Origin of the sequence: Pseudanabaena sp. Chao 1811 (genome assembly GCF_027942295.1) — a bacterium.
Lineage (GTDB): Bacteria > Cyanobacteriota > Cyanobacteriia > Pseudanabaenales > Pseudanabaenaceae > Pseudanabaena.
Genome location: NZ_CP101416.1, coordinates 757,962 through 778,693, shown reverse-complemented (window position 1 = coordinate 778,693; position 20,732 = coordinate 757,962). Strand labels below are relative to the sequence as shown.

The window sequence follows — 20,732 nt, the reverse complement described above, 5'->3', positions numbered from 1 at the left end:
ACTATGACAAAACAAAAATCCAAATCCTCCGTTGTGCTTGGATTTTCTCGTTGCTTCGGGATCAATGGCGAGATCGGTTATAGTGATAGGCAAGTTACAAAGATTAATTTATTAAGAAACTGGAGAGGTATTAATGACCATTTCGATGTATCAGGTTGCGGTTCCTTCCCTAGTGCGATCGCTAAATAATTTAGTCTCCATTCTCGAAAAGGGAGCAGCCCATGCGGAAACCAAAAAAATTGATCCTGCTGTACTAATTGCCAGTCGATTGTATCCTGATATGTTTCCTCTCAGTCGCCAAGTGCAGATCGCTTCAGACATTGCTAGACGTGGTGTTGCAAGATTAGTGGGTGTGGAAGCACCAGCAATAGAAGATAAGGAAACTACATTTGCAGAATTAGGCGATCGCCTGAAAAATGTGGTCGCTTTTATCGAGACTTTTACTCCTGAACAGATTGATGGTTCGGAAGAGAAGGTAATTACTTTACCCGTTGGCAAGGAGACCATGACTTTTACAGGAGAAGCCTATTTATTGTTCTTCATTTTGCCAAATGTCTATTTCCATGTGACGACTGCCTATGACATTCTCAGACATAATGGTGTGGAGTTAGGCAAGCGTGATTTCTTAGGCGCTCCTCAGTAAGCCGCTAAGCATATTTTTTAAAATATTTTTTAAAATATTAGGACTTACGCATCGAGTGGATATGGCGCGGGCTTTGCCCGCGCCATATCCACTCAAAACCCAGTAAATTCGTTAGCACTGCGTAAGTCCTAACTTAATTATTTGCCCAACCATAACAAATCTCTTAGGGGTTTAATATTTGTCTCCCTATCTCTAGATGCTCCATAAATAAATTTCCATGAGTTTAACGATAAGTTCTATAGAAAATAATATTAATTTGATTGAAGTATCACGCGATCTTACTAAACCAGAACGTATTGATCGCTTTTTAGCAAAGCATACTGATCTATCGCGATCGCGAATACAAGACTTAATTAATGAAGGTTATGTCACCGTTAATGATGTTAATTGTAATAACAAAAAGGACTTAATCAAGGCAGGCGATCGCATTCAGTTAATCACCCCAGCAGCAACACCTCTAGATTTAATTGCTCAAGAGATTCCCTTAGATATTCTCTACGAAGACGAGCATTTGATTGTCATTAATAAACCTGCGGGACTGGTAGTACATCCTGCCGCAGGGCATAGCGATGGAACTTTAGTTAATGCTCTCTTAGCCCATTGTAAGGAACTATCAGGTATAAATGGAACTCAACGTCCGGGCATCGTGCATCGTTTAGATAAAGATACAAGTGGCGTGATGGTGGTGGCGAAAAATGATCGCGCTCATCAGGATTTGCAGGCTCAGATACAGGCAAAAACAGCACGACGGGAATATTTAGGAATTGTGCGCGGAGTTCCTAAAGGTCAATTAGGGGGCGAATCAGGAGTAATTGATGCGGCGATCTCTAGACATCGTAGCGATCGCAAAAAAATGGCAGTAGTCGAAAATGGGCGCAAAGCCATTACCCATTGGCAAATTAAGGAACGCTTAGGCAATTACACTCTCATTAAATTTGAGTTGGAAACGGGACGCACCCATCAAATTCGAGTGCATTCGGCATATATGGGCTGGGCGATCGCAGGTGATCCTGTCTATGGACATCCCAATAAAGAAGTCTCGCAATATCTCTCGGGTCAAGCCCTCCATGCATGGCGGTTGACCTTTACGCATCCAGTCTCAGGCGAACTCATTGAAAATATTGCGCCATTGCCCGAAGGCTTTGAGAAGCTATTGACGGTTTTGCGACGTAAAAGATGAGTAATCAAGTGATAATTTCATGCGGGGATTGAAAGACAAAATCAAAATCGCTATAGCGTCAGTGCTAACTGATAAATTTGGCGACGCGGTAAATCAGCTAGCTCTGCTAATTGCCGACTAGCATCCGATCGCGAAATACCATCATCAATCAAATTTTGCAACTCTTTTAAAATTACTTCCTCCGTCCATATAGGCTTTTCGCTAGGTTTCGCGCCTTCTAAAACTAATGTGAATTCTCCTTTGGGGGCATGATCTGTGAAATAAGCGATCGCCTCTTCGATGGAGCCGCGCCAAAATTCCTCATGGAGTTTAGTTAATTCCCTTGCCACCGAGATGCGTCTTTCTTTGCCAAAACTCTCGGCTAAATCCTCAAGGGTTCGTAATAATCGATGTGGTGCTTCATAGAGAATCATCGTGCGAGTTTCTGATCGCAAAATTTCTAGGCGATCGCGGCGTTCCTTTTTATCCGTTGGCAAAAATCCATCAAAGCCAAAATACTGGGTCGCAAAACCTGAAGCTGTCAAAGCCGCAATTCCTGCGGTGACTACGGGGATGGGGACTACGCGCACCCCTGCGGCAATACAACTCTGTACTAGTTCTACTCCGGGGTCAGAAATTGCGGGCATCCCCGCATCGGTGACTAAGGCGATCGCCATGCCTTGCTGTAATTTCTCGACTAATTCAGGTACGCGCTTATGGGCATTATGTTCGTGATAACTGGTTTGGGGGGTATCAATCCCAAAGTGATGCAGGAGCTTGCCCGTATGCCTTGTATCTTCAGCAGCAATTAAATCCACCTGTTTAAGCGTGGCGATCGCCCGAAAAGTCATATCCTCCAAATTACCAATCGGTGTTCCCACCAAATAGAGAATTCCTGAAGCTTCCATTAATTAATATCCATATATAGCAACCGAATATTTTTGTTAAAAGTGTTGCATTGCAACACTTTTAACAAAAATATTCGGTTTTGATCTAGCGCCACTGTTTATTTTCTAATTCGCGTACTTGACGCTCAAGGCGATCGATTCTTCCCCGTAACTCATCCATTTCATTTTGACGCGGTACACCCAAATCCTGCATTACATTGCGAATTTGACGCTGAATTAAAGATTCTAAATTTCCCTGTTCCGACTTGAGGCGATCGGCAATATCATTGAACATCTCTGCGGCTTGCTCTGGATCGATCTTGCCATCCTTGACCCAATCTTCGCTAGCGTCCTTGATCTTTTCCAGCACAATCGAAGTTGTACCGACACCAAGCATTAATAACTGCTTCAGCAAATTATTGCTATCCATAACCCTACGCGATCCTTAAAAAAGACGATCTATCTCTCCATCATACTCCTCAAATTGAATAAGGGGCTTACAGCAATTTCCTATTAAACAAACCAGAAGTGTTGCTTTACAACACTTTTAAATTTTTTCTTGGTTTGGGTTTGAGTGCAAAGCGCTGTAAAGATCTTGCGATCGCAATACTTTTGAGGTTTACAGACATTTGCCCCAGCGATTGTTATACTTTAAGCTGCTCTAACCTTGCAAAAAATTTTAGGTAAGTTTATTTATGATCCGTGCTGTAATTGAGACCGCTAAAGGAACCATGCGTGCTGAGCTTGATGACCAACATGCCCCCATCACTGTGAAAAATTTCGTAGACCTCGCCAAGCATGGTTTTTATGATGGGCTAACCTTTCACCGTGTCGAACCCGGTTTTGTCATTCAAGGCGGCGATCCTCTCGGTAACGGTACTGGCGGATCAGGCGATCGCATTAAGCTCGAAATTTGGGCAGAAGGTGATAGCGAAGCAACAATTGGCAATGTTTTAGCTCGCGGTAAAAAGCCAGTGATCAAGCACAACAAAGCTGGCGTATTCTCTATGGCGCGTACTAACGATCCCAACAGTGCCACCAGTCAATTCTTTGTGACCCTTGGCGACGCATCATTTTTAGATGGTCAATATGCGGCTTTCGGTTACACCGATGATGTGGAAGTTGCCCAAGCCATCCGTCGCGGCGACAAAATTATCTCAATCAAAATTGAAGATTAAATTAATAAAGGGGGCTTAGCCCCCTTTATTGTCTTATGAGATTAGTAGTTGCTGTCTGCCACACAGATTCCCTGACATTTAATGCCATTGCTAGCAGTACGCAAACAATGCTGACACAGAATTAACTCTTGTTTAAGCTCTGTCAGAGTTGGCGATGCCGTAGACTCAGGTTTTGGAATGGACGTGATGGGATTTAGAGTTTTTGATGAACTTAGTTCAACAGCTTGCGACATGTCGGCAATTGTTTCTTAAATAGTTGATAGGTACTGAGAAAGTGCGATCGCCTAGAAGTATCCAGATCCATCCATACTTTAGGAAGTAACTAAATTCTGGATGATAGATTGTAAATCAGCTAGAACTTGCGAAGAATTACTTCCATTAGAACCAGAGCTTAAATCCTGAACTGCTGCTTCTAACTGTGGACGCAAAGTATCGACAATATCCTGCACGGGACGTAGTAATTGCTCTTGAGCAATAATTTGTCCTAGCAACTCAGCTACAGTTTTGATACGCTCTTGCTGTTGCAGTTCTGCTGTCCGAATAGCCTGCTCTTGTTGCAAATGCTCCTGAGTTTGCTTTGCCAGCATTTCTTGTTGCTGCTGTGTATAGTTTCTAACCGCCTCAATTTGACTTTCCATTTTCCGCAAATCTTGTTCCTGACGGTTTTTCTGAGATTCGATTTGGGACAATAGAGGCATCAAGCTTTTAACAGGACTTGCCTCAACGGTAATTCCTTTGCGACGATCCAGAATTGCCTTTTGCTGATTTAGCAATGACAGACGTTCCTGCATACCACGTCTCATACCTGAAACGCTTTCCTCAAGGAGTTTGTACTGCTCTTCTGCAAATTCTTTATTACTTTCTAATTCGATCCGTGCAAACTGATCAGCCGTTTCGACCTGACTTTGCAAATCAGCGATTTCTCCTTCTAGACCAGCTAGCTCATCCTCTTGAGCGCCGATGTAGTTAGTTAACTTATCGAAATCTGCTTGCAATGCCTTAATGGTTGACTCTAACTCCTCAATGGGCATGGACTGGAGTCGATGTTCTTCCTCTGGACTGAGAACTTCCATACTGCCAGGCCCACCAAAGGCTTCGATCGCATTGGAGGTTTGTTCATATAGCTCTATTTGGGCATCAAGTTGCACCCTAGACATTGCCATATTGTTTTCTTGGAGCTTAAGAATGCCCCTTTGTGCTTTTAGCTCTGCCTGTGCATCCGCTAAAGCAACTTGAGTTTGCTGCCATTGGGCTTTACGTGCATTCAGATCTTCCGTGGATTTATTGAGAATACTCTTTTGATTTTCTGCTTCGTTTTTGAGGGCATCTAAATTTTGCCAAAATCCTGTAAGTACTTCCTGACGCTTATTGATTAGATCAAGAGCGCTATAAATCCGATCCCTTAGAGAATCTGGACTTGTGAAGCTAGATGATAATTGTCCTATTAGCGTTTTGAGGTGCTGTGCTTGCTCTGACGTAAGCGCGGCTGCTTTGGCTTCAAACTGTCCCCGTTCGGCTTCGATACCTGCTCGTAATTGCTCAATTTCATTGCGTTCTTTAGCAAACTTTTCTTCTAGTTCTTCAATCTCTTGCCGTCTTGCATCGAGGTGTTCTAGCTCTATTTCCTTTTGTTCTAATTCCTGCTCACGACGATGTAACTCTTGGCTTTGAAAATTAAGAGATTGCTTCCACTGTTCAACTTCTTCTTCCGCAGATTTATACTTATCCTGCGATCGCGAATAGGCTTGGAGAATATTGACGATCTTTTTAGAAGCGTCTTGGATACTTTGTACTTGGTTACTGCCTGTAACTTCGGCAATGACCATCTGACCATCTTTAAAATCTTTGGCTTGGCTCGAATCTTGAACCTGCAAAACTTGCTCGTTCGTAATCGGCTGCCAAACATTTTCACCCGTATTACGTGCTAGTAGACGGACAGACGAGTTACCACCTAATCCAAAAGCTGCTTGAGTTTTTTGAAGTTCCGCTAAGTACTGCACGCTGAATATACTCCTATTTTGCTGATGCTAACTTTCAGATTGACATGACGAAAGAGCAAAAACCCGTCATAGAAAATACAAAATAGTCTAGATCCTCATCTCATACTACCTAATTGCATGAGTTTTTTGGCGACATATTTGAAGACTTTTTGGAAATTCTTAGGTTATTGCACTCTGAAATCATGCTAAAAGCTACTGACTAAAAAACTGATACTAAAACTGTTATCGGGCATAGGTTTTCTTAACCTTAAACTTGCTAGAGCAAACGGCATAAAGCTTATTGCCTAATGTTTTTGGGGTCAAGGGCATCACGCAAACTGTCTCCTAAGAGATTAAATGATAGCACCGTTAACACGATCGCTAATGCAGGAGTCCACACTAGCCAAGGTTGCAGGATCACAATCGAAGCGTTAGTAGACAAAGATAGCATATTACCCCATGACGGATCGGGAGGTTGGATGCCTAGTCCAACAAGGCTTAAGACAGCTTCTACGACAATAAATCGGGGGATGTCGAGAGTTGCCGAAATAATAATGAAGGTAATGGTTTGAGGTAAAACATGGTTCACAATAATCCGCAATGGACTTGCGCCTGAGGCACGAGCCGCCAAAATAAAGGTCTGCTCTTTGATGGACAATACCTGTCCACGAATGATTCTGGCTAGTCCTGCCCATGACACAAAGGAAATAATCGCAATGATTAACGCGAATCGTTGAGTATTACTGATTTGGGGAGGCAAAATTGCAGCTAATGCTACTAATAAATAAATTGAAGGAACTGACATTAAAATTTCGACGAACCGCATCAGGACTACGTCTAGCCAGCCGCCAATATAGCCAGAAATGCCACCAACAAGGCAACCGATCGCATAGGAAATAGTCGTACCGATAAAGCCTATCAACAGACTAATTCTGCCGCCATGCAGTAAGCGGGTTAGTTGATCCCGTCCTTGCTCATCGGTTCCTAACAGGTTCAGTTTCCCCTCGCTGGTGGTACTAAATAAATGCCCACCGTGGAAAATCTGAATCTGCGATGGTTTGGTATAGTCAACAATCAAGGCGCGATCGCCTGTTTCGAGATCAACCTTACCTTGGGTGGTCGGATAGACATGTGCGCCAATATATTGACCTTGGCGATCATGCCAATATATCTGTGTGGGTGGCAGCAAAGCGGCATTTTTTACCTGTTCGTTGACTCCGTAAGGCGTTACGAAATCAGCAAATAGAGCTGCCGCATAAAAAACAGTTAAAATCGTGATTCCAATCCAAGCGAGAGGATTGGATCTGAGTCTTTTCCACCAGTTCATTAAGAGCCTTTAAGTGCTTTGAAGAAATTTTTGCGATAGTTACCATTCATGACAAATAGGACTGGCCAGAGTAAAGCAAGTCCAATCTGATTACCCGAAAAATCGGTACGTTGAAAACCTTGCAAAAATTTCACAACCCCAAATACATAGGCGACTAGTACCAAAATTCCAATTAGCTGTGGCATATATCAATCTCCTGATGATTAACTATCTAATTTAGCATCAACAAATAGGCTCTAGCGTTGGCATATCAATCAAGTCCTTGACTCATTGCCTGAGCAGATAAATAAAAGCAGCGATCGCCAGCAATAGCAACAGGGCATAAATAATCACGCGACCCCACACAGCGATAAATAAGCATAGTAGATTCCAAAAAGTGACTCTAGCAGTACCATTCCACGCAGGACGAAATTTTGTGATTTCTGATTTCTCGTAGGCAGTAATTTGGCTAGCTGCTAAAACCTTGTAATGTAGTCTGCCAAATGGGTGCAGCAACTTAAATTGTTGATAGCGATGATGGTTGGTCTTCCAACGATTGCGGAGATTTTTGGCTTTACCCACATACAGCACAATCCACAGTGCCGTAATGTAATAGACCCCTGCATCTGGAGGCAACTCTTTTAATTTTTTAACGGGCTTTGATGGCAACCAAAAAATACGCATCCTTTCGAGCATAGGTAATTTCTTATCCTAGAGTCCTGATTCCCAGAGATTTTGTTACTTTTGAGTAATTTCACTCATAGTTGAGCTATAACTAAATTGTTTTGCTTAAGTAATCTAAATCAACTAGTTAGGTTTTGCTTATATGTCAGATTTTAATCGCGGCATCATGAAATTTGAAAATGCCGATAGCCCTTTATCAATCGTGCTATCGAGCATTGTTGTCCTGAGTGCGATCGGGTTCCTTCTCTGGTGGGGCTTCCAGACTGCTTACGTCTAGTATTTTGACCCTGAATTGACCCTGATTTGTACATTTAATTTTTTGTTTCTAAGGATTTTAGCTTTGCTAATGCCCTTAAGATATTTTTTATTTTTAGAGTCAAGAAAAAGGCGACGCATTGCGTCGCCTTTTTCTTATGTCTTAACTTGTGTCCGTCTGAAACGGTAAGCTAAAACAGAATTCCTCAATAGCCAAAATTTAATCTAAAAAATGACCGAAACTATTTCCCAAAATGAACAACTTGGAGCTGCGATCGGGACGATTCCCAGTGGCTTGTTTATCGTTACTTCTCAACAAAATGGCGCAACAGGTACGATGCTCGCTTCTTGGGTACAACAAGCAGGCTTTAATCCGCCATCTGTAACTTTTGTGGTTGGTAAAGGTAGACCAATTGAGTCATTCTTAACTGTAGGTAGTCCCGTAGTGATTAATGTTGCTGAAAAGGGGCAGGGGAAAATCATTGGACATTTTGCGAAAGGTTTCGCACCCGATGTCGATCCTTTTGATGGGGTTGACACGGCAACTGCTCCTAGTGGTCAGCTTTATCTCACCGAGGCGATCGCTTATCTTGATGCAACGGTAACTAGTAGCCTTGATGCGGGTGACCATACGATCATCTTGGCAACAATTAATGCAGGCGATCGCCTCCGTGAAGGTGAACCTGCTGTCCACACACGCAAAAATGGCTTCAAATATTAAACAAACTAAAACTCCCTACGGGAGTTTTAGTTTGTTTAAAAAAAATAGTTGACATTCGTTGCAATGTTTGGCATATTAATAAAGCGCAAAACGCAAGAGCGCACAAAAACAACACCAAATGCGGGTGTGGCTCAGTGGTAGAGCATCTCCTTGCCAAGGAGAATGTCGTGGGTTCGAATCCCATCACCCGCTTACCTAACAAAAAGAAGAGACGCAAAGCGTCTCTTCTTTTTTAATTCGGCTATGATGACAAAATTATATTGAGATCTACCCACTTATGAAACTTGATGTAAAGACTGATTCTGCATTGGACTTAAAATCTGATGGTCAATTTGATTTAAAAATTGCCCTATCTCATATTGATTTACCCCAAGCGGAATGGATTGGCTTACGTGAAGTTAAAGAGATTAATACCACTCGTTATGTGCGCGATCGCATCCCTCAGTCCAATGGTCGCAGCTTATCTCATGGTGTGATGATCGAAGTATTAGTTGATGGTCAGTTTGGCTATGCCAGTACCAATCATCTTGATCTCGCCAATATCCAACTCACAGCCCAAAGAGCTTACCAACAAGCAAAAACTGCGGCAAGGTGGGCAATACATCGCTTCACAATTAATCAAAGACCCAAAGCAGTTGGACAGTATTTCTCACCTTTTCTCAAACCAACCGATGCGATCGCCCCTAAAGAACTCAATGAATTACTAATTGAGATCTGCGATACCTTAAAGGTCTCCGATAAAATTGTCAAAACCAGTGCCTATGCAGTAATTACAGAAATAGAGACCCAATTTATTAGTAGTAATGGTTCGGATATTTATCAAAAGTTTTTAGTTGTTGCTACCGACTATGCTGCAACTGCCCAAGATGGGGCGATCATTCAGCGTCGTGGTGATAATGGACAACTCGCCCGATGCAATCAAATCGGCATGGAAGTTTTTGATCGCAGTGCCATCTTGCAAAGAGCTAAAGTAGTTGGAGAGCAAGCTGTGGAATTGCTTTCTGCCGCCGAATGTCCTACAGAAACGACATCCCTAGTGCTTGCGCCCGATCAAATGTTGCTGCAAATCCATGAAAGCATTGGACATCCCCTAGAAATTGATCGCATTCTCGGTGACGAACGTAATTACGCAGGTGGTAGCTTTGTCAAACTGGAAGACTTTGGCAAAATGCAGTATGGCTCCTCGCTGATGAATGTCACCTTTGACCCTACTAGGGCTGGGGAATTTGCTAGCTATGCCTTTGATGATGCAGGTATTCCCGCCACTAAGGAATACTTAATTAAAGAGGGAAAACTATTGCGAGGTTTAGGTAGTTCCGAAAGTCAAGTGAGATCGGGGCTTCAAGGTGTGGCGAATGCTAGGGCTACTTCATGGAACCGCCCAGCGATCGATCGCATGGCAAACATCAACCTCGAAGCAGGCGAACATTCCTTTGAATCAATCATTGCTGATATTGAACATGGCGTATATATGGAATCCAACCGCTCATGGTCAATTGATGACTATCGTAACAAGTTCCAATTTGGCTGCGAATACGCCAAACTCATCGAAAATGGCAAATTAACCAAAACTCTTCGCAATCCTAACTATCGTGGTGTCACTAATCAATTTTGGAGTAGTCTCGCTAGAGTCGGTAGTCAACCTACCGTCGAAGCCTATGGTTCCCCCTTCTGTGGCAAAGGCGAGCCTAATCAAGTAATTCGCGTCGGACACGCATCCCCCGTCTGTTTATTTGAAAATATAGAAGTTTTTGGTGGTGCTGACTAAACAAAAAGGGCATCAATTGCCCTTTTTGTACCCCTTTTTATGCCTTTTTCGCTTAATTTAAGCCTAATTGCTTCATTTCTTGTTCAAGGACATTTAGCAAGTTGGTGTCATTATTAGATCTTGCAACTTCCATACGGCGCTTAATGGAAGCTGATAGATTTGCTTTGTGATTAGCTGCTGCTTCTGCCTTTCTTTGACTAACATTCATAGTTAATATCCTAATAAGTTCCACGTATTATTTATATGCTTAACATAACATATAAATATAAAAAACGTAGCGTATGTTACTAAAAGTTTTTTAAATAAATGTAAAGAAAAAAGACCTACTTAGTAAGTCTTTTTTCGGGTTTTAGTAACTGTCTAAAGCTACGGCAATTAGCAGAACCATAAGTTGTAACCACTTGCTTCTTGAAAGATACAGATAAGAGCATAAAAGTGCCTCTGCGCTGCACTTTTATGCTCTTATCTGTATGACAGCGCAAAGTGCTGTATAAGAAATTAAACAGCGGTAAGAGGACGATAGGTTCTGTAATTGATGTCAGGGAAGATATTGTCCATATATTCCACTTTTTCTAGCCAGCCAGCATCAATCTTGCCTGCCTCAATATCTTCAAATAGCTTTTCCAATCGCATTAAGTGCGATCGCGTTCTTCTAATCGCATAGGGAACCATCGTGCCAGTTCGCATAATGAATGCCCAGTCTGAGGATTGCGCCAAGAGTAACTCTCTGGCGGCTTGATTGAGTGCGCGCCACTCCAACTCATCCGCAGGTTCACGATAGGAGAGATGAATCATCCGCTCAGCACCCTTATGCAAATGCTGATATACCCATGCATTGGTCTCATTGAGCCAATATTCATGGAAACCTTTGTATCCCCAACTAGATTGAGCAGGACGTGACACCTGTTGCGTAGGATTGCCACGGAGATAATCGGCAAGATGGGTCATTTCATAGGTCGTTTGATCGTAATAGGATTTACGGATTAAGAAATCAATAAACCAAGGACCTTCATACCACCAGTGACCAAACAACTCCGCATCATAGGGTGATACTACAAGTGGTGGGCGACCCATCATATTATGTAAGTAACTAACTTGACTTTGGCGATTCTGCATAAAGTTAGTTGCATGTTCTGCTGCCTTTTCCTTTGCCCAGTAAGGATCATAAAGTTGCTTTGCATCTAAACCAAAGTCACGCCCTGTAATACGGTGGTACTTAATACCCGTATTTTTACGTTGACCATTGGGCATGATAAACGGCTTAATATACTCATAATCAGCTTCCCAGCCCAAATCTTTGTAAAATTCCCGATAAACAGGATCGCCAGGATAGCCCACCTTCGATGACCATACTTGCTGCGATGATTCATGGTCACGGGCAAAGGCAGCTACACCTGTTTCCGTGAATACAGGGGCATAGGTTCCAAATCTGGGACGGGGCTGACCGTACAAAATACCATGTCCATCGGTGAGGAAATATCGCAACCCCACATCGGCAAGCATCCGCTCTAAACCGTCATAATAGGCGCATTCTGGCAACCAAATGCCATTAGGGGCGCGTCCAAATTCATTTGTATAATGTTCAACCGCAACTTCTAGCTGTGCCCAGACTGCCTCTGGATACATCTTCATCAATGGCAGGTAGCCGTGAGTTGCACCACAGGTGATGATCTCTAAATTGTTAGTGTCTTGAAATTGTTTGAAAGCAGTGACAAGATCGCCGCCATATTTTTCCCAAATTTCGCGAGTTTCGGCAAATTCTTTGACATAGTACTCAGCAAGATACTTAACATGACCGTTATGTTCATTGTGGATGACCTCAAGCTCAACTAGTTGTTGTAGTAGAGCAAGGTGTTTGTCATAACGTTCTTGGAGAAGTGGATCGCGTAACATAGACACCAATGGTGGTGTCATACTCATGGTCATTTTGAAATTAATGCCATCTCGTCTGAGTCCCTCATAAACCTTAATTAGGGGAATATAAGTCTCAGTGATTGCCTCATACAGCCATTCTTCTTCAAGTACATAGTCACTTTCAGGGTGACGGACGTAAGGCAGGTGAGCGTGTAAGACCAGCGCGAGATATCCAATGCTCATAGATCTTCTTTTCCTAAAAAGTCCTTAATTTAGCCAATGATGCTTGAGATGATGGGGCTTAAAGTGTCACACATCACACTTTAAACTCTAGATAATATAGATTACCTAAAAGCTTTATCCTGTGCAGCATAGAGAGGCTTGTTGTACCTTGATGCTGCTGAAAGCGTCGAGCTTTGGCGATCCTGAAATAAATGTCGTTTCATTTCTTAATGCATTTTTAAAGTAATTTTAAGCTATTGCTGTACTTAGTATGATTCTGTATCGGCATTTACCAGAAAATAAAGGTGGCATGGTCAGTCAAAGTGCTGAACCTGTAATTTTCTGGTTTTCGAGATCTTGTGATGTCTAAAAGCAGGACGGCTAGTAAATTTTTTTATATAAATTGTTAAAAAAAGCTTACATAAAGAGGGGATGTATATTTTTGTGAAAAGCAGAGTAAATAGACGTAAGAAAGAGTAATTAAGAGATTGACTCTATAAATAACTACAAAGTCCTCTCTTGCTATGCTGGGAAATCAGAGATATCTTGGAGTGGCAAATTAAGTAAAGTTACCTCCTAGCCTCAAAAGAATGATCTTCTAGATATCTAGTTTTTAAGTAAAAACTATCTTTAGGCAGATATAATTCTGATTCTTATTTTTGGAGATTTTGAGAGATTATTTTACCGAATCGGTTGTTGACAAAACGCGCATTGCATGTTTCTGGGGTGGAAAGGGGTTTGAATGCACAATAATAGATTTTTTGTTGTTCACCATGAACTTGTTTTAAGGAAAAAATCAAGGTAACTTAATATCTGTAATTGCTCCTTACCGAATTAGTGATTTATGTCATTTGCATAAATACACTCATGTAGTTCGTCTTGTTCTCACACTTGATTTATTAGGAGCGAAGCTAGTTTAGAGGAGGCAGTTTTTTGAAAAAGATATCTTCCAAAGACGAGGATCTAACCACCAGTGTTTCCCTGGCATTGGGCGAGAAGTTGTCCTCTTTGAAGGTACGTCGCTCACTTGCAGCATTAGGGTTTGCTCTATCTGCAGGAACCGTGGGGGTATTAGTCAACCAACAATCGGCGAATAATAATCTCAAAGCTACACCCGTGGCAGCTTCGTCCCGTACTTTGACAGACGTGATGGCACAAAACCAAGATCGCAAGTATGAAATGGCACGCACAGCGATCGCTTCGGGTACATGGGACAATGCGCAAGGAGTGATTGTCCATGAAGTGCGTGAAGATGAAACTTTATGGAAGCTAACTCAGGTTTATCAAGTTGATGCGGCAGCGATCGCAGCTTCTAATGGCATCAGTGCAAATACTGAATTGCAGCCTGGTATGAAATTAATGATCCCACCTGTGAATGGTTTAGTTCACAAGGTAAAACCAGGAGATACGCTAGAAGCGATCTCTAGTTACTATAATGTTCCTAAAAACGAGATTATCAAGTTTACATCGCTAACTTCTGGGGATTTCTTAGCGATCGACCAACCTCTAGTTATTCCAGGTAATGTTGCCTCCTTGATGCAGGTCAAAGAAGCCCATGTTAAAAGGCAGCTAGTTGCTGAGAAAGAACGCTTGATGCAGCGTTTGCAAGAGCTTGAAGGGAAGAAAGCAACCGCTACGCTCGCTAGTGCTAACTCGAAGGCTAATGTTGCTGACAATGCGATCGCCAAACAGCCTAAGTACACTGCTTACAAGGTACAGAACGGTGACACCATTGAGACAATTGCTCGCCGTTACGGTATTACTCAAAAGTCAATCATTGAGGCAAATAAGCTAGAAAATCCTCAATGGTTAGAGCTTAATCAGGAATTAAAGCTTCCTCAAGAACGCAACTTACCACAAGTCCAGACGGTTGCTGCCACTAATGAAAAGCCATTTAAGCAAGTCCCATCACCTGTAAGTGATTTGTCCGCATCTGCAAATACTACCAGTGCATCTTCGCCAAAAGAGGTTTCACAGGTACGTGTTGTGGCTGCAACTCCTATGGTGTTGGCAAATAATTCTGCTAATACGGGTATTAAGGTGGCGGCGGCAAATCGTGTTGCGCCTTGGGATGGCTTGATGCAGCTTACAGGAACAGGTACTGCTAATCTCCCTAATTCTCCTGCTCAAGAACAATCAGCTGGCATTCCAGCTAAGGCTACGTCTATTCAACCCAATTTACCTGTAGCTGCCGAGCCTGCTCTTAAGGTTGCTGTATCTCTCTTTCCATTTGCTCCTGACCAACTATTTAGCGAACTTAGTGGCAATGGTAATAAGAAAAATTCGGCGCTATCTCCAACGGCTCTCAATGTGCCAGCTCGATCAATCGCTGCACCATCAATTCCTGCAACGAGTGCTACCGAACAGTACAGTTCTAATCGCTCAATTCCTGTAGAAGCTAATTCTGCTCAACCTGTAGCTGAGCCAAAGGTTCAGGTTCCCGCAAAGATTGCTACCGCGTTGTCAATTCCACAGATTCCTACTTCTTTGCTATCTGAGCAACGAGTCAGCTTGCGTAATGCAGCACCTGCTGAAGCCCAAAATCAGCCAGCATCTGAGCCAAAAGCAAAGCCTGCGACCGTAGCTGCAATCTCAGCTCCTAATATTCCTGCTAACCGTGCGATCGAGCAGAATACTATCTCTAGTTCTCAGCCTGCTAACGTTTCTGCTCAACCTGCTGCTGAACCCAATGTCCAGATTCCTGCAAAACTGGCGGCTAATCTAGCGCCTAAAGTACCTGCACCAGATTCAGTAGAGCAAACAACTGCTACGAACGGTAAGCCCAGTCAAGTAGCTTTGTTGCCTGAGCCTGAGTCTAGAATGACTTCTCTGGAAGTTAAGCGTTTAGAGACTGAGGTGGAGCAGCTCAATGCCAAAGTCCGCGATGCTGAGATTAAAGAAGCTGCACGTAAAGCTGAAGAGGCTCGTAAGCTAGAAGCCGCAAAGATTGCTGCCGCTAATTTAAATGCTTCTCCTAATCCCGATCGCAGTTTTGATTCTAGTCGTAGTGCGATCGCTAACCCTGGTGATCGTTCAGGAATTACACCACAGTTGCCACAGTTGACTGCTAGTGCTTATCTGCCTGATGTCAATGATTATGGACTATCGACGGGGTTTATTTGGCCAGCAGATGGTGTGTTCACCTCTGGTTTTGGTTGGAGATGGGGGCGCATCCATGCGGGTATCGACATTGCCGCACCGATTGGTACTCCTATTTTGGCAGCAGCTTCTGGTGTTGTGGACTATGCAAGCTGGAACGATGGTGGCTATGGCAACATGATTGATATTCGTCATCCTGATGGCACAATCACCAGATATGCCCACATGAACGAACTCTATGTCAAGGAAGGTCAAACTGTTAGCCAAGGTCAAACCATTGGTTCAATGGGCAGTACTGGGTTTAGTACTGGTCCTCACCTTCACTTTGAGATTCGTCCTAATGGTGGTAGCGCAATCGACCCAATGTCATTCCTAGCTAGTGCTAAAAGATAAATCCCACAATAAAAAGCGAAGGTAGCACATTGTGCTACCTTCGCTTTTTATTGTGGTAATCGTATAGATTGGATGTTTTCTGCTACAGTTAGGAGAGCAAAAATTCTTCATAAATAAACGGGAAACGTTGATGGCAACGGACTTAGAGAGCTTAAAATCTCAATTGCAATCTCTGGCAGAACTAGCAACAAAATCAGTTGGGGATGTGCAAACTCCTGAAGAATTAGAACAGCTAAGGGTTGAGTACTTAGGAAAGAAGGGAACTCTTTCACAAATTCTGGGAGCGATGGGTAAGTTATCGGCGGAGGAGCGTCCTCAGGTCGGAGCGATCGCCAATCAGGTTAAGCAAACATTACAAAATCAACTAGAAGAGCGCAAAGTTGCGATTCAACAATCAGTAATTGCTAAGCGCTTAGAATCGGAGACCCTTGATGTAACTATGCCAGGTATCCTGCGATCGCATCAAGGTAGAATGCACCCCATTAATAGCACTATTGATAGAATGCTGGACATTCTTGTGGGTATGGGGTTTACGGTTGCTCAAGGTCCTGAAATTGAGACGGATTACTACAATTTTGAGGCGTTGAATACCCCTGCGGATCATCCTGCCCGTGATATGGCAGATACCCTCTATTTGAGTGATGGTAAACTATTGCGATCTCAGACTTCCTCTGTGCAAATTCGTTATATGGAAGAAAATGAACCACCATTGCGAATTGCTTGCCCCGGACGTGTGTATCGCAAAGATGATATTGATGCCACCCATTCCCCAATTTTTCATCAGATCGAGCTATTAGCTGTCGAGGAAGGACTCACCTTTGGTGATCTAAAGGGTACTGTGAAAACCTTTGTGGAAGAACTCCTCGGTGAATGTCCGATTCGATTTCGCCCTAGCTACTTTCCCTTCACTGAACCATCCGCCGAAGTTGATGTCATGTGGAATGGTCGTTGGCTAGAACTTGGTGGTTGTGGTATGGTCGATCCTAATGTATTTAAAGCTGTTGGCTATGATCCTGAATTAGTTACAGGTTTTGCATGGGGATTTGGTGTAGATCGAGTTGCCATGGTTTTGCATAAAATTGATGATATTCGCCGCTTATTCACTAGTGATTTGCGGTTTCTGCGCCAGTTTTAACTATTTTTGAGAACACCATATGCAGAAAGTCTTCGCGTTCTTCCGAAGCCTAATTCAGGTTACTTCCTTTTGGCAAGAAAACCGCGTTTTTCTGCGAGAGTTTAAGTATTTTGGGGATATAGCCGTTCTTGCGGTTATATTCTCTTTTTTAGGCGCAGTTTTTGAAGGGGCTGCCCTTGTCGTTATCAACTCTTTTCTACAAGTTTTAACTAATCCAACAAATAGTTCGATCAATCTAGGATTTGACTGGCTAAATTTATGGGTGTTTAGCCCAACAACTAGTACAAACGATCGCATTGCCCGTCTAGGATTTTTAGTAATTCTCTTGGCTTGGATGCGATCGCTATTTGCCTACTTGGGACCAGTCTACGCCAAACTAACCGATGCCTCCTTTGCGGATCGGATGCGCAAGTCGATGTTTGAGCAGTTAATTAGCTTAAGTCTTAGTTATTATTCTCAAACTCGCTCAGGAGACTTAGTAAACTGCCTTAATAATGAGATTGCGACGATCCAAAGAGGTTTTGGTGCGGTTTCTAACTTTGCGATTAGAGGCTCAACTCTGTTGGTTTATATCGTTGCCATGTTTTTAATCTCTTGGCAGTTATCGATCGCCGCACTTGTGCTTTTTGGGATGCTATCCGTATTTATATCCAGTTTTGTGGTGCGAGTAAGAGAGGCTAGTTTCCCCGTATCACAGGCGGGGGCTGATTTTACTTCTAGTGGTATTGAATTAATTAGCGCAATGCGAACAATTCAAACCTCAGCCACCCAAAATTTTGAGAGAGTCCGTTTCTATAAGGTATCTGAAAGAGTTAAACAAGCCTTATTTCGACTGAATAAATCTGTCGATTTGATTCGTCCCCTTGCCGAAGCAATTTCTACCACAATTTTAATTTGCGTAATTGTATCTGCTTTTTTTGCTTTTGTGAGTAGTGGTCAGCTACAAACAGCATCATTGCTGACTTTTATGTTCATTCTCTTTAGAATGATGCCTTTAGTTGAGCAAGTAAATGGATTGCGAGTGGAAATCGGCTCCTATGGGGGGTCTCTTGCTAGACTGAGAGCTGTTTTAAGTACAGAAGACAAGATTTATCTTAAAGATGGAGAATTAGAATTTACTCATCTTAAGAATTCGATTGATTTTTGTGCTGTTGATTTTAGTTACAACTCCACTGATAAGCCTGTATTACATGACATTAATCTATCGATCAAACAGGGAGAAACTACGGCTCTAGTCGGTAGTTCGGGGGCGGGGAAGACTACTTTAGCGGATCTAGTGCCAAGATTATATGATCCTACTAATGGCGTAATTTTTATTGATGGAATTGACTTAAAAGAGCTAAAAATTAGTTCCTTACGGCGCAAAATGGCAATTGTGAGTCAAAATACTTTCATCTTCAATGCTTCTGTGCGCTATAACATCGCCTATGGGTTAGACAACAGTAATATTAATGAAGAGTTGTTGATAGATGCCGCCCGCCAAGCTAATGCCCTTGATTTTATTTTGGATATGCCACAGGGCTTTGACACTGTACTTGGCGATCGCGGTGTACGTTTATCTGGTGGTCAATGCCAAAGAATTGCGATCGCCCGTGCCTTACTCCGTAAACCTGATATCTTGATTTTGGATGAAGCGACAAGTGCGCTTGATTCTGTGACGGAACGATTGATTCAAGAATCGCTTGATCGACTATCTAAAGGATGTACTGTAATTGCGATCGCCCATCGCCTTTCAACGATCGCTAATGCAGATAAAGTGGTGGTTTTGGAACAGGGAAGGATTGTTGAGCAGGGTACATATCAGGAACTAATTGATAGGAAGGGTGCTTTATGGAAATATCATCAGATGCAAAATTCTGGCTCTAATTTAAACGCATAAGAATTCGGCACTGGTCAGTGACATATTTGAGTCTTTTTTATCGACATGAAATGGACGTTTCAGAACTCATCCCACATTAGCTGACCAGTGCCCTGTTTCTTTGGAGTGGAATTTGATACTTCAGAAAAATGGAGAAAACGTTTGCTGATGTAATTTAATTCAGAGGCAACGCATTGCCTTACAATTCGCCAAAAATCTTTTTAAAAGATGGGTTTGTGCGCCGAAATGGAGATGAGTATAGGAGGCATGAACTTGATACTTTTGCCAGCCTTCATTGGGATACTGCAAATGCGATTCATAGCCTTGCAGAGCATATAAGGGTCGATCGCTAGTTTCTGTTAAAGATGAGCGATGAAATTCGTGTCCCCAGAGGCGATCGCCTTTATGCATCAAAGGACTATCTTGCAAAGCGATCGCCTGTCGGTAGCCTAAAGTTAGCCGCTTACCCATTTTTGCTGCTGTCGGCAAAATATTCACCATTGGAAAAGATTGGTCTTGAAAATCAACAATGCGATCGCATAGATACATTAAGCCGCCACATTCAGCATAGGTGGGTATTCCTGATTTGATGGCATTGTGAACAGATTCTCTTGCAGTTTTATTGTCAGCTAATTCAGCAGCAAATACTTCTGGGAAGCCACCACCAAAGTATAAACCTTGAATATTTTCTGGTAATTGGCGATCGCTAATCGGACTCCAAAAGATTAATTCTGCTCCTAATTCTCGAAACAAATCGAGGTTATCGGCATAGTAGAAACTAAAGGCGCGATCTTTGGCGATCGCAATGCGGATTTTGCCCTCACCCCCCAGCCCCCTCTCCCGCAGGAGAGGGGGAGTAATATTTACTCCCCTCTCCCCATGGGAGAGGGGGTGGGGGTGAGGGATTTTCATCAATGGCAATAACTTCTCCCAATCAAAGCAAGTTTCGCCTAGATGCGCCAATCGCTGAATAATGCCATCGAGATCAGACATTTCGGCAGTGGGTATTAGTCCAAGATGGCGATCGGGAATTGATATATTATCTTGGCGACGGAGAACACCTAAAATTGGTAAGTTAAGAGGCTCAAGAGCTTGAGTTAAGAGTTCTAAATGGCGATTGCTGCCAACACGATTGAGAACTACACCTGCAATCTGAATACGTGGATCGAAAGTGCGATATCCATGAGCGATCGCGGCAACAGATCGTGATGTACTGGCGCAATTGAGAATTAAAACTACTGGTACGTTTAGTAATCTTGCAATATGGGCAGTACTTGCGGTGTCATCCTTTCCTGTCGCACCATCGAATAGTCCCATTACTCCTTCGATTAGAGAATATGCAGCATTTTGAGAATGTTTAGAAAAGCACGATCGCACATAGTCTTCAGAGGTTAAGACGGGATCGAGATTGCGGCAGGGTAGCCCTGTGATATAGGCATGGAACATCGGGTCGATGTAATCGGGACCAACCTTAAAGGATTGCACTCGATCGGATTGCGATCGCGCTTTCAGGGCTGCTAGTAGCGCCAAGGTAACTGTAGTTTTCCCCACACCACTGCGTTCACCTGCGATAATAATTGCCATTGCCTAA

20 protein-coding genes and 1 tRNA gene are annotated in these 20,732 nt (G+C 42.9%); 11 read left to right on the top strand and 10 right to left on the bottom strand.

What is annotated here, in order from left to right:
- Positions 1 to 3: 3 nt before the first annotated feature.
- From NMG48_RS03700 to NMG48_RS03690, 3 genes are all read left to right on the top strand, one after another.
- Entirely contained in the window at positions 4 to 189 is a 186-nt protein-coding gene (locus NMG48_RS03700) for a hypothetical protein (protein ID WP_271254035.1), read from the top strand.
- Complete coding sequence (locus NMG48_RS03695) at positions 134 to 643, top strand: DUF1993 domain-containing protein (RefSeq protein ID WP_271254034.1); 510 nt, start codon at positions 134 to 136, stop codon at positions 641 to 643. Before NMG48_RS03700 ends, NMG48_RS03695 begins: the two co-directional genes overlap by 56 nt.
- A gap of 217 nt (positions 644 to 860) precedes the next feature.
- Positions 861 to 1,823, top strand: a complete 963-nt coding sequence (locus tag NMG48_RS03690; protein WP_271254033.1) for an RluA family pseudouridine synthase — start codon at positions 861 to 863, stop codon at positions 1,821 to 1,823.
- Between the two features lie 50 nt (positions 1,824 to 1,873).
- Here NMG48_RS03690 and rsmI read toward each other — a convergent pair whose 3' ends face one another.
- The gene (gene rsmI, locus NMG48_RS03685; protein ID WP_271254032.1) at positions 1,874 to 2,710 is read right to left on the bottom strand and encodes a 16S rRNA (cytidine(1402)-2'-O)-methyltransferase; all 837 of its coding nucleotides are present in this window, start codon (positions 2,708 to 2,710) and stop codon (positions 1,874 to 1,876) included.
- A gap of 85 nt (positions 2,711 to 2,795) precedes the next feature.
- On the bottom strand, positions 2,796 to 3,119 hold the full coding sequence (locus NMG48_RS03680; RefSeq protein WP_126387680.1) for a phasin family protein: 324 nt from the start codon (positions 3,117 to 3,119) through the stop codon (positions 2,796 to 2,798).
- A 265-nt stretch (positions 3,120 to 3,384) separates the two neighbouring features.
- On the opposite strand from NMG48_RS03680, the gene NMG48_RS03675 reads away from it, so the two are divergent.
- Complete coding sequence (locus NMG48_RS03675; protein WP_271254031.1) at positions 3,385 to 3,867, top strand: peptidylprolyl isomerase; 483 nt, start codon at positions 3,385 to 3,387, stop codon at positions 3,865 to 3,867.
- A 41-nt stretch (positions 3,868 to 3,908) separates the two neighbouring features.
- On the opposite strand, the gene NMG48_RS03670 is transcribed toward NMG48_RS03675, so the two are convergent.
- From NMG48_RS03670 to NMG48_RS03650, 5 genes are all read right to left on the bottom strand, one after another.
- On the bottom strand, positions 3,909 to 4,100 hold the full coding sequence (locus NMG48_RS03670; protein WP_271254030.1) for a hypothetical protein: 192 nt from the start codon (positions 4,098 to 4,100) through the stop codon (positions 3,909 to 3,911).
- A gap of 78 nt (positions 4,101 to 4,178) precedes the next feature.
- The gene (hmpF, locus tag NMG48_RS03665; RefSeq protein ID WP_271254029.1) at positions 4,179 to 5,867 is read right to left on the bottom strand and encodes a pilus motility taxis protein HmpF; all 1,689 of its coding nucleotides are present in this window, start codon (positions 5,865 to 5,867) and stop codon (positions 4,179 to 4,181) included.
- A 277-nt stretch (positions 5,868 to 6,144) separates the two neighbouring features.
- Entirely contained in the window at positions 6,145 to 7,173 is a 1,029-nt protein-coding gene (locus NMG48_RS03660) for an ABC transporter permease (protein WP_271254028.1), read from the bottom strand.
- Positions 7,173 to 7,358, bottom strand: a complete 186-nt coding sequence (locus NMG48_RS03655; protein WP_126387690.1) for a hypothetical protein — start codon at positions 7,356 to 7,358, stop codon at positions 7,173 to 7,175. Before NMG48_RS03655 ends, NMG48_RS03660 begins: the two co-directional genes overlap by 1 nt.
- 82 nt (positions 7,359 to 7,440) lie before the next feature.
- A complete protein-coding gene (locus tag NMG48_RS03650; protein ID WP_271254027.1) occupies positions 7,441 to 7,848 on the bottom strand; it encodes a GIY-YIG nuclease family protein in 408 nt (135 codons plus the stop codon).
- Between the two features lie 130 nt (positions 7,849 to 7,978).
- On the opposite strand from NMG48_RS03650, the gene NMG48_RS03645 reads away from it, so the two are divergent.
- From NMG48_RS03645 to NMG48_RS03630, 4 genes are all read left to right on the top strand, one after another.
- The gene (locus NMG48_RS03645) at positions 7,979 to 8,113 is read left to right on the top strand and encodes a hypothetical protein (protein WP_271254026.1); all 135 of its coding nucleotides are present in this window, start codon (positions 7,979 to 7,981) and stop codon (positions 8,111 to 8,113) included.
- A gap of 210 nt (positions 8,114 to 8,323) precedes the next feature.
- Complete coding sequence (locus NMG48_RS03640; protein WP_126387694.1) at positions 8,324 to 8,812, top strand: flavin reductase family protein; 489 nt, start codon at positions 8,324 to 8,326, stop codon at positions 8,810 to 8,812.
- A gap of 120 nt (positions 8,813 to 8,932) precedes the next feature.
- Positions 8,933 to 9,004 (top strand) — tRNA-Gly (locus tag NMG48_RS03635).
- A gap of 85 nt (positions 9,005 to 9,089) precedes the next feature.
- A complete protein-coding gene (locus NMG48_RS03630) occupies positions 9,090 to 10,580 on the top strand; it encodes a TldD/PmbA family protein (protein ID WP_271254025.1) in 1,491 nt (496 codons plus the stop codon).
- Between the two features lie 52 nt (positions 10,581 to 10,632).
- Here the strand turns inward: NMG48_RS03630 and NMG48_RS03625 are convergent, their stop codons facing one another.
- Together NMG48_RS03625 and NMG48_RS03620 are read right to left on the bottom strand one after the other, a co-directional pair.
- A complete protein-coding gene (locus tag NMG48_RS03625) occupies positions 10,633 to 10,788 on the bottom strand; it encodes a hypothetical protein (RefSeq protein ID WP_174235274.1) in 156 nt (51 codons plus the stop codon).
- Positions 10,789 to 11,078: 290 nt separating this feature from the next.
- Complete coding sequence (locus NMG48_RS03620; protein ID WP_271254024.1) at positions 11,079 to 12,677, bottom strand: glycoside hydrolase family 57 protein; 1,599 nt, start codon at positions 12,675 to 12,677, stop codon at positions 11,079 to 11,081.
- A gap of 912 nt (positions 12,678 to 13,589) precedes the next feature.
- On the opposite strand from NMG48_RS03620, the gene NMG48_RS03615 reads away from it, so the two are divergent.
- From NMG48_RS03615 to hepA, 3 genes are all read left to right on the top strand, one after another.
- The gene (locus tag NMG48_RS03615; protein ID WP_271254023.1) at positions 13,590 to 16,148 is read left to right on the top strand and encodes a peptidoglycan DD-metalloendopeptidase family protein; all 2,559 of its coding nucleotides are present in this window, start codon (positions 13,590 to 13,592) and stop codon (positions 16,146 to 16,148) included.
- A 130-nt stretch (positions 16,149 to 16,278) separates the two neighbouring features.
- Complete coding sequence (pheS, locus tag NMG48_RS03610) at positions 16,279 to 17,283, top strand: phenylalanine--tRNA ligase subunit alpha (RefSeq protein WP_126387701.1); 1,005 nt, start codon at positions 16,279 to 16,281, stop codon at positions 17,281 to 17,283.
- A 19-nt stretch (positions 17,284 to 17,302) separates the two neighbouring features.
- The gene (gene hepA / locus NMG48_RS03605) at positions 17,303 to 19,162 is read left to right on the top strand and encodes a heterocyst formation ABC transporter subunit HepA (RefSeq protein WP_271254022.1); all 1,860 of its coding nucleotides are present in this window, start codon (positions 17,303 to 17,305) and stop codon (positions 19,160 to 19,162) included.
- Positions 19,163 to 19,321: 159 nt separating this feature from the next.
- On the opposite strand, the gene NMG48_RS03600 is transcribed toward hepA, so the two are convergent.
- Positions 19,322 to 20,725, bottom strand: coding sequence for a cobyrinate a,c-diamide synthase (locus tag NMG48_RS03600; protein WP_271254021.1), 1,404 nt, complete (start codon positions 20,723 to 20,725; stop codon positions 19,322 to 19,324).
- Positions 20,726 to 20,732: the final 7 nt, after the last annotated feature.

What these genes read in the sequence shown, in the direction of transcription:
- NMG48_RS03620 (WP_271254024.1), bottom strand. Translation starts at nt 12,677, where the DNA reads ATGAGCATTGGATATCTCGCGCTGGTCTTACACGCTCACCTGCCTTAC.
- NMG48_RS03700 (WP_271254035.1), top strand. Translation starts at nt 4, where the DNA reads ATGACAAAACAAAAATCCAAATCCTCCGTTGTGCTTGGATTTTCTCGT.
- NMG48_RS03625 (WP_174235274.1), bottom strand. Translation starts at nt 10,788, where the DNA reads ATGAATGTTAGTCAAAGAAAGGCAGAAGCAGCAGCTAATCACAAAGCA.
- NMG48_RS03645 (WP_271254026.1), top strand. Translation starts at nt 7,979, where the DNA reads ATGTCAGATTTTAATCGCGGCATCATGAAATTTGAAAATGCCGATAGC.
- NMG48_RS03690 (WP_271254033.1), top strand. Translation starts at nt 861, where the DNA reads ATGAGTTTAACGATAAGTTCTATAGAAAATAATATTAATTTGATTGAA.
- NMG48_RS03660 (WP_271254028.1), bottom strand. Translation starts at nt 7,173, where the DNA reads ATGAACTGGTGGAAAAGACTCAGATCCAATCCTCTCGCTTGGATTGGA.
- NMG48_RS03650 (WP_271254027.1), bottom strand. Translation starts at nt 7,848, where the DNA reads ATGCTCGAAAGGATGCGTATTTTTTGGTTGCCATCAAAGCCCGTTAAA.
- rsmI (WP_271254032.1), bottom strand. Translation starts at nt 2,710, where the DNA reads ATGGAAGCTTCAGGAATTCTCTATTTGGTGGGAACACCGATTGGTAAT.
- NMG48_RS03670 (WP_271254030.1), bottom strand. Translation starts at nt 4,100, where the DNA reads ATGTCGCAAGCTGTTGAACTAAGTTCATCAAAAACTCTAAATCCCATC.
- NMG48_RS03630 (WP_271254025.1), top strand. Translation starts at nt 9,090, where the DNA reads ATGAAACTTGATGTAAAGACTGATTCTGCATTGGACTTAAAATCTGAT.
- NMG48_RS03655 (WP_126387690.1), bottom strand. Translation starts at nt 7,358, where the DNA reads ATGCCACAGCTAATTGGAATTTTGGTACTAGTCGCCTATGTATTTGGG.
- NMG48_RS03695 (WP_271254034.1), top strand. Translation starts at nt 134, where the DNA reads ATGACCATTTCGATGTATCAGGTTGCGGTTCCTTCCCTAGTGCGATCG.
- pheS (WP_126387701.1), top strand. Translation starts at nt 16,279, where the DNA reads ATGGCAACGGACTTAGAGAGCTTAAAATCTCAATTGCAATCTCTGGCA.
- NMG48_RS03680 (WP_126387680.1), bottom strand. Translation starts at nt 3,119, where the DNA reads ATGGATAGCAATAATTTGCTGAAGCAGTTATTAATGCTTGGTGTCGGT.
- NMG48_RS03675 (WP_271254031.1), top strand. Translation starts at nt 3,385, where the DNA reads ATGATCCGTGCTGTAATTGAGACCGCTAAAGGAACCATGCGTGCTGAG.
- NMG48_RS03600 (WP_271254021.1), bottom strand. Translation starts at nt 20,725, where the DNA reads ATGGCAATTATTATCGCAGGTGAACGCAGTGGTGTGGGGAAAACTACA.
- NMG48_RS03640 (WP_126387694.1), top strand. Translation starts at nt 8,324, where the DNA reads ATGACCGAAACTATTTCCCAAAATGAACAACTTGGAGCTGCGATCGGG.
- hepA (WP_271254022.1), top strand. Translation starts at nt 17,303, where the DNA reads ATGCAGAAAGTCTTCGCGTTCTTCCGAAGCCTAATTCAGGTTACTTCC.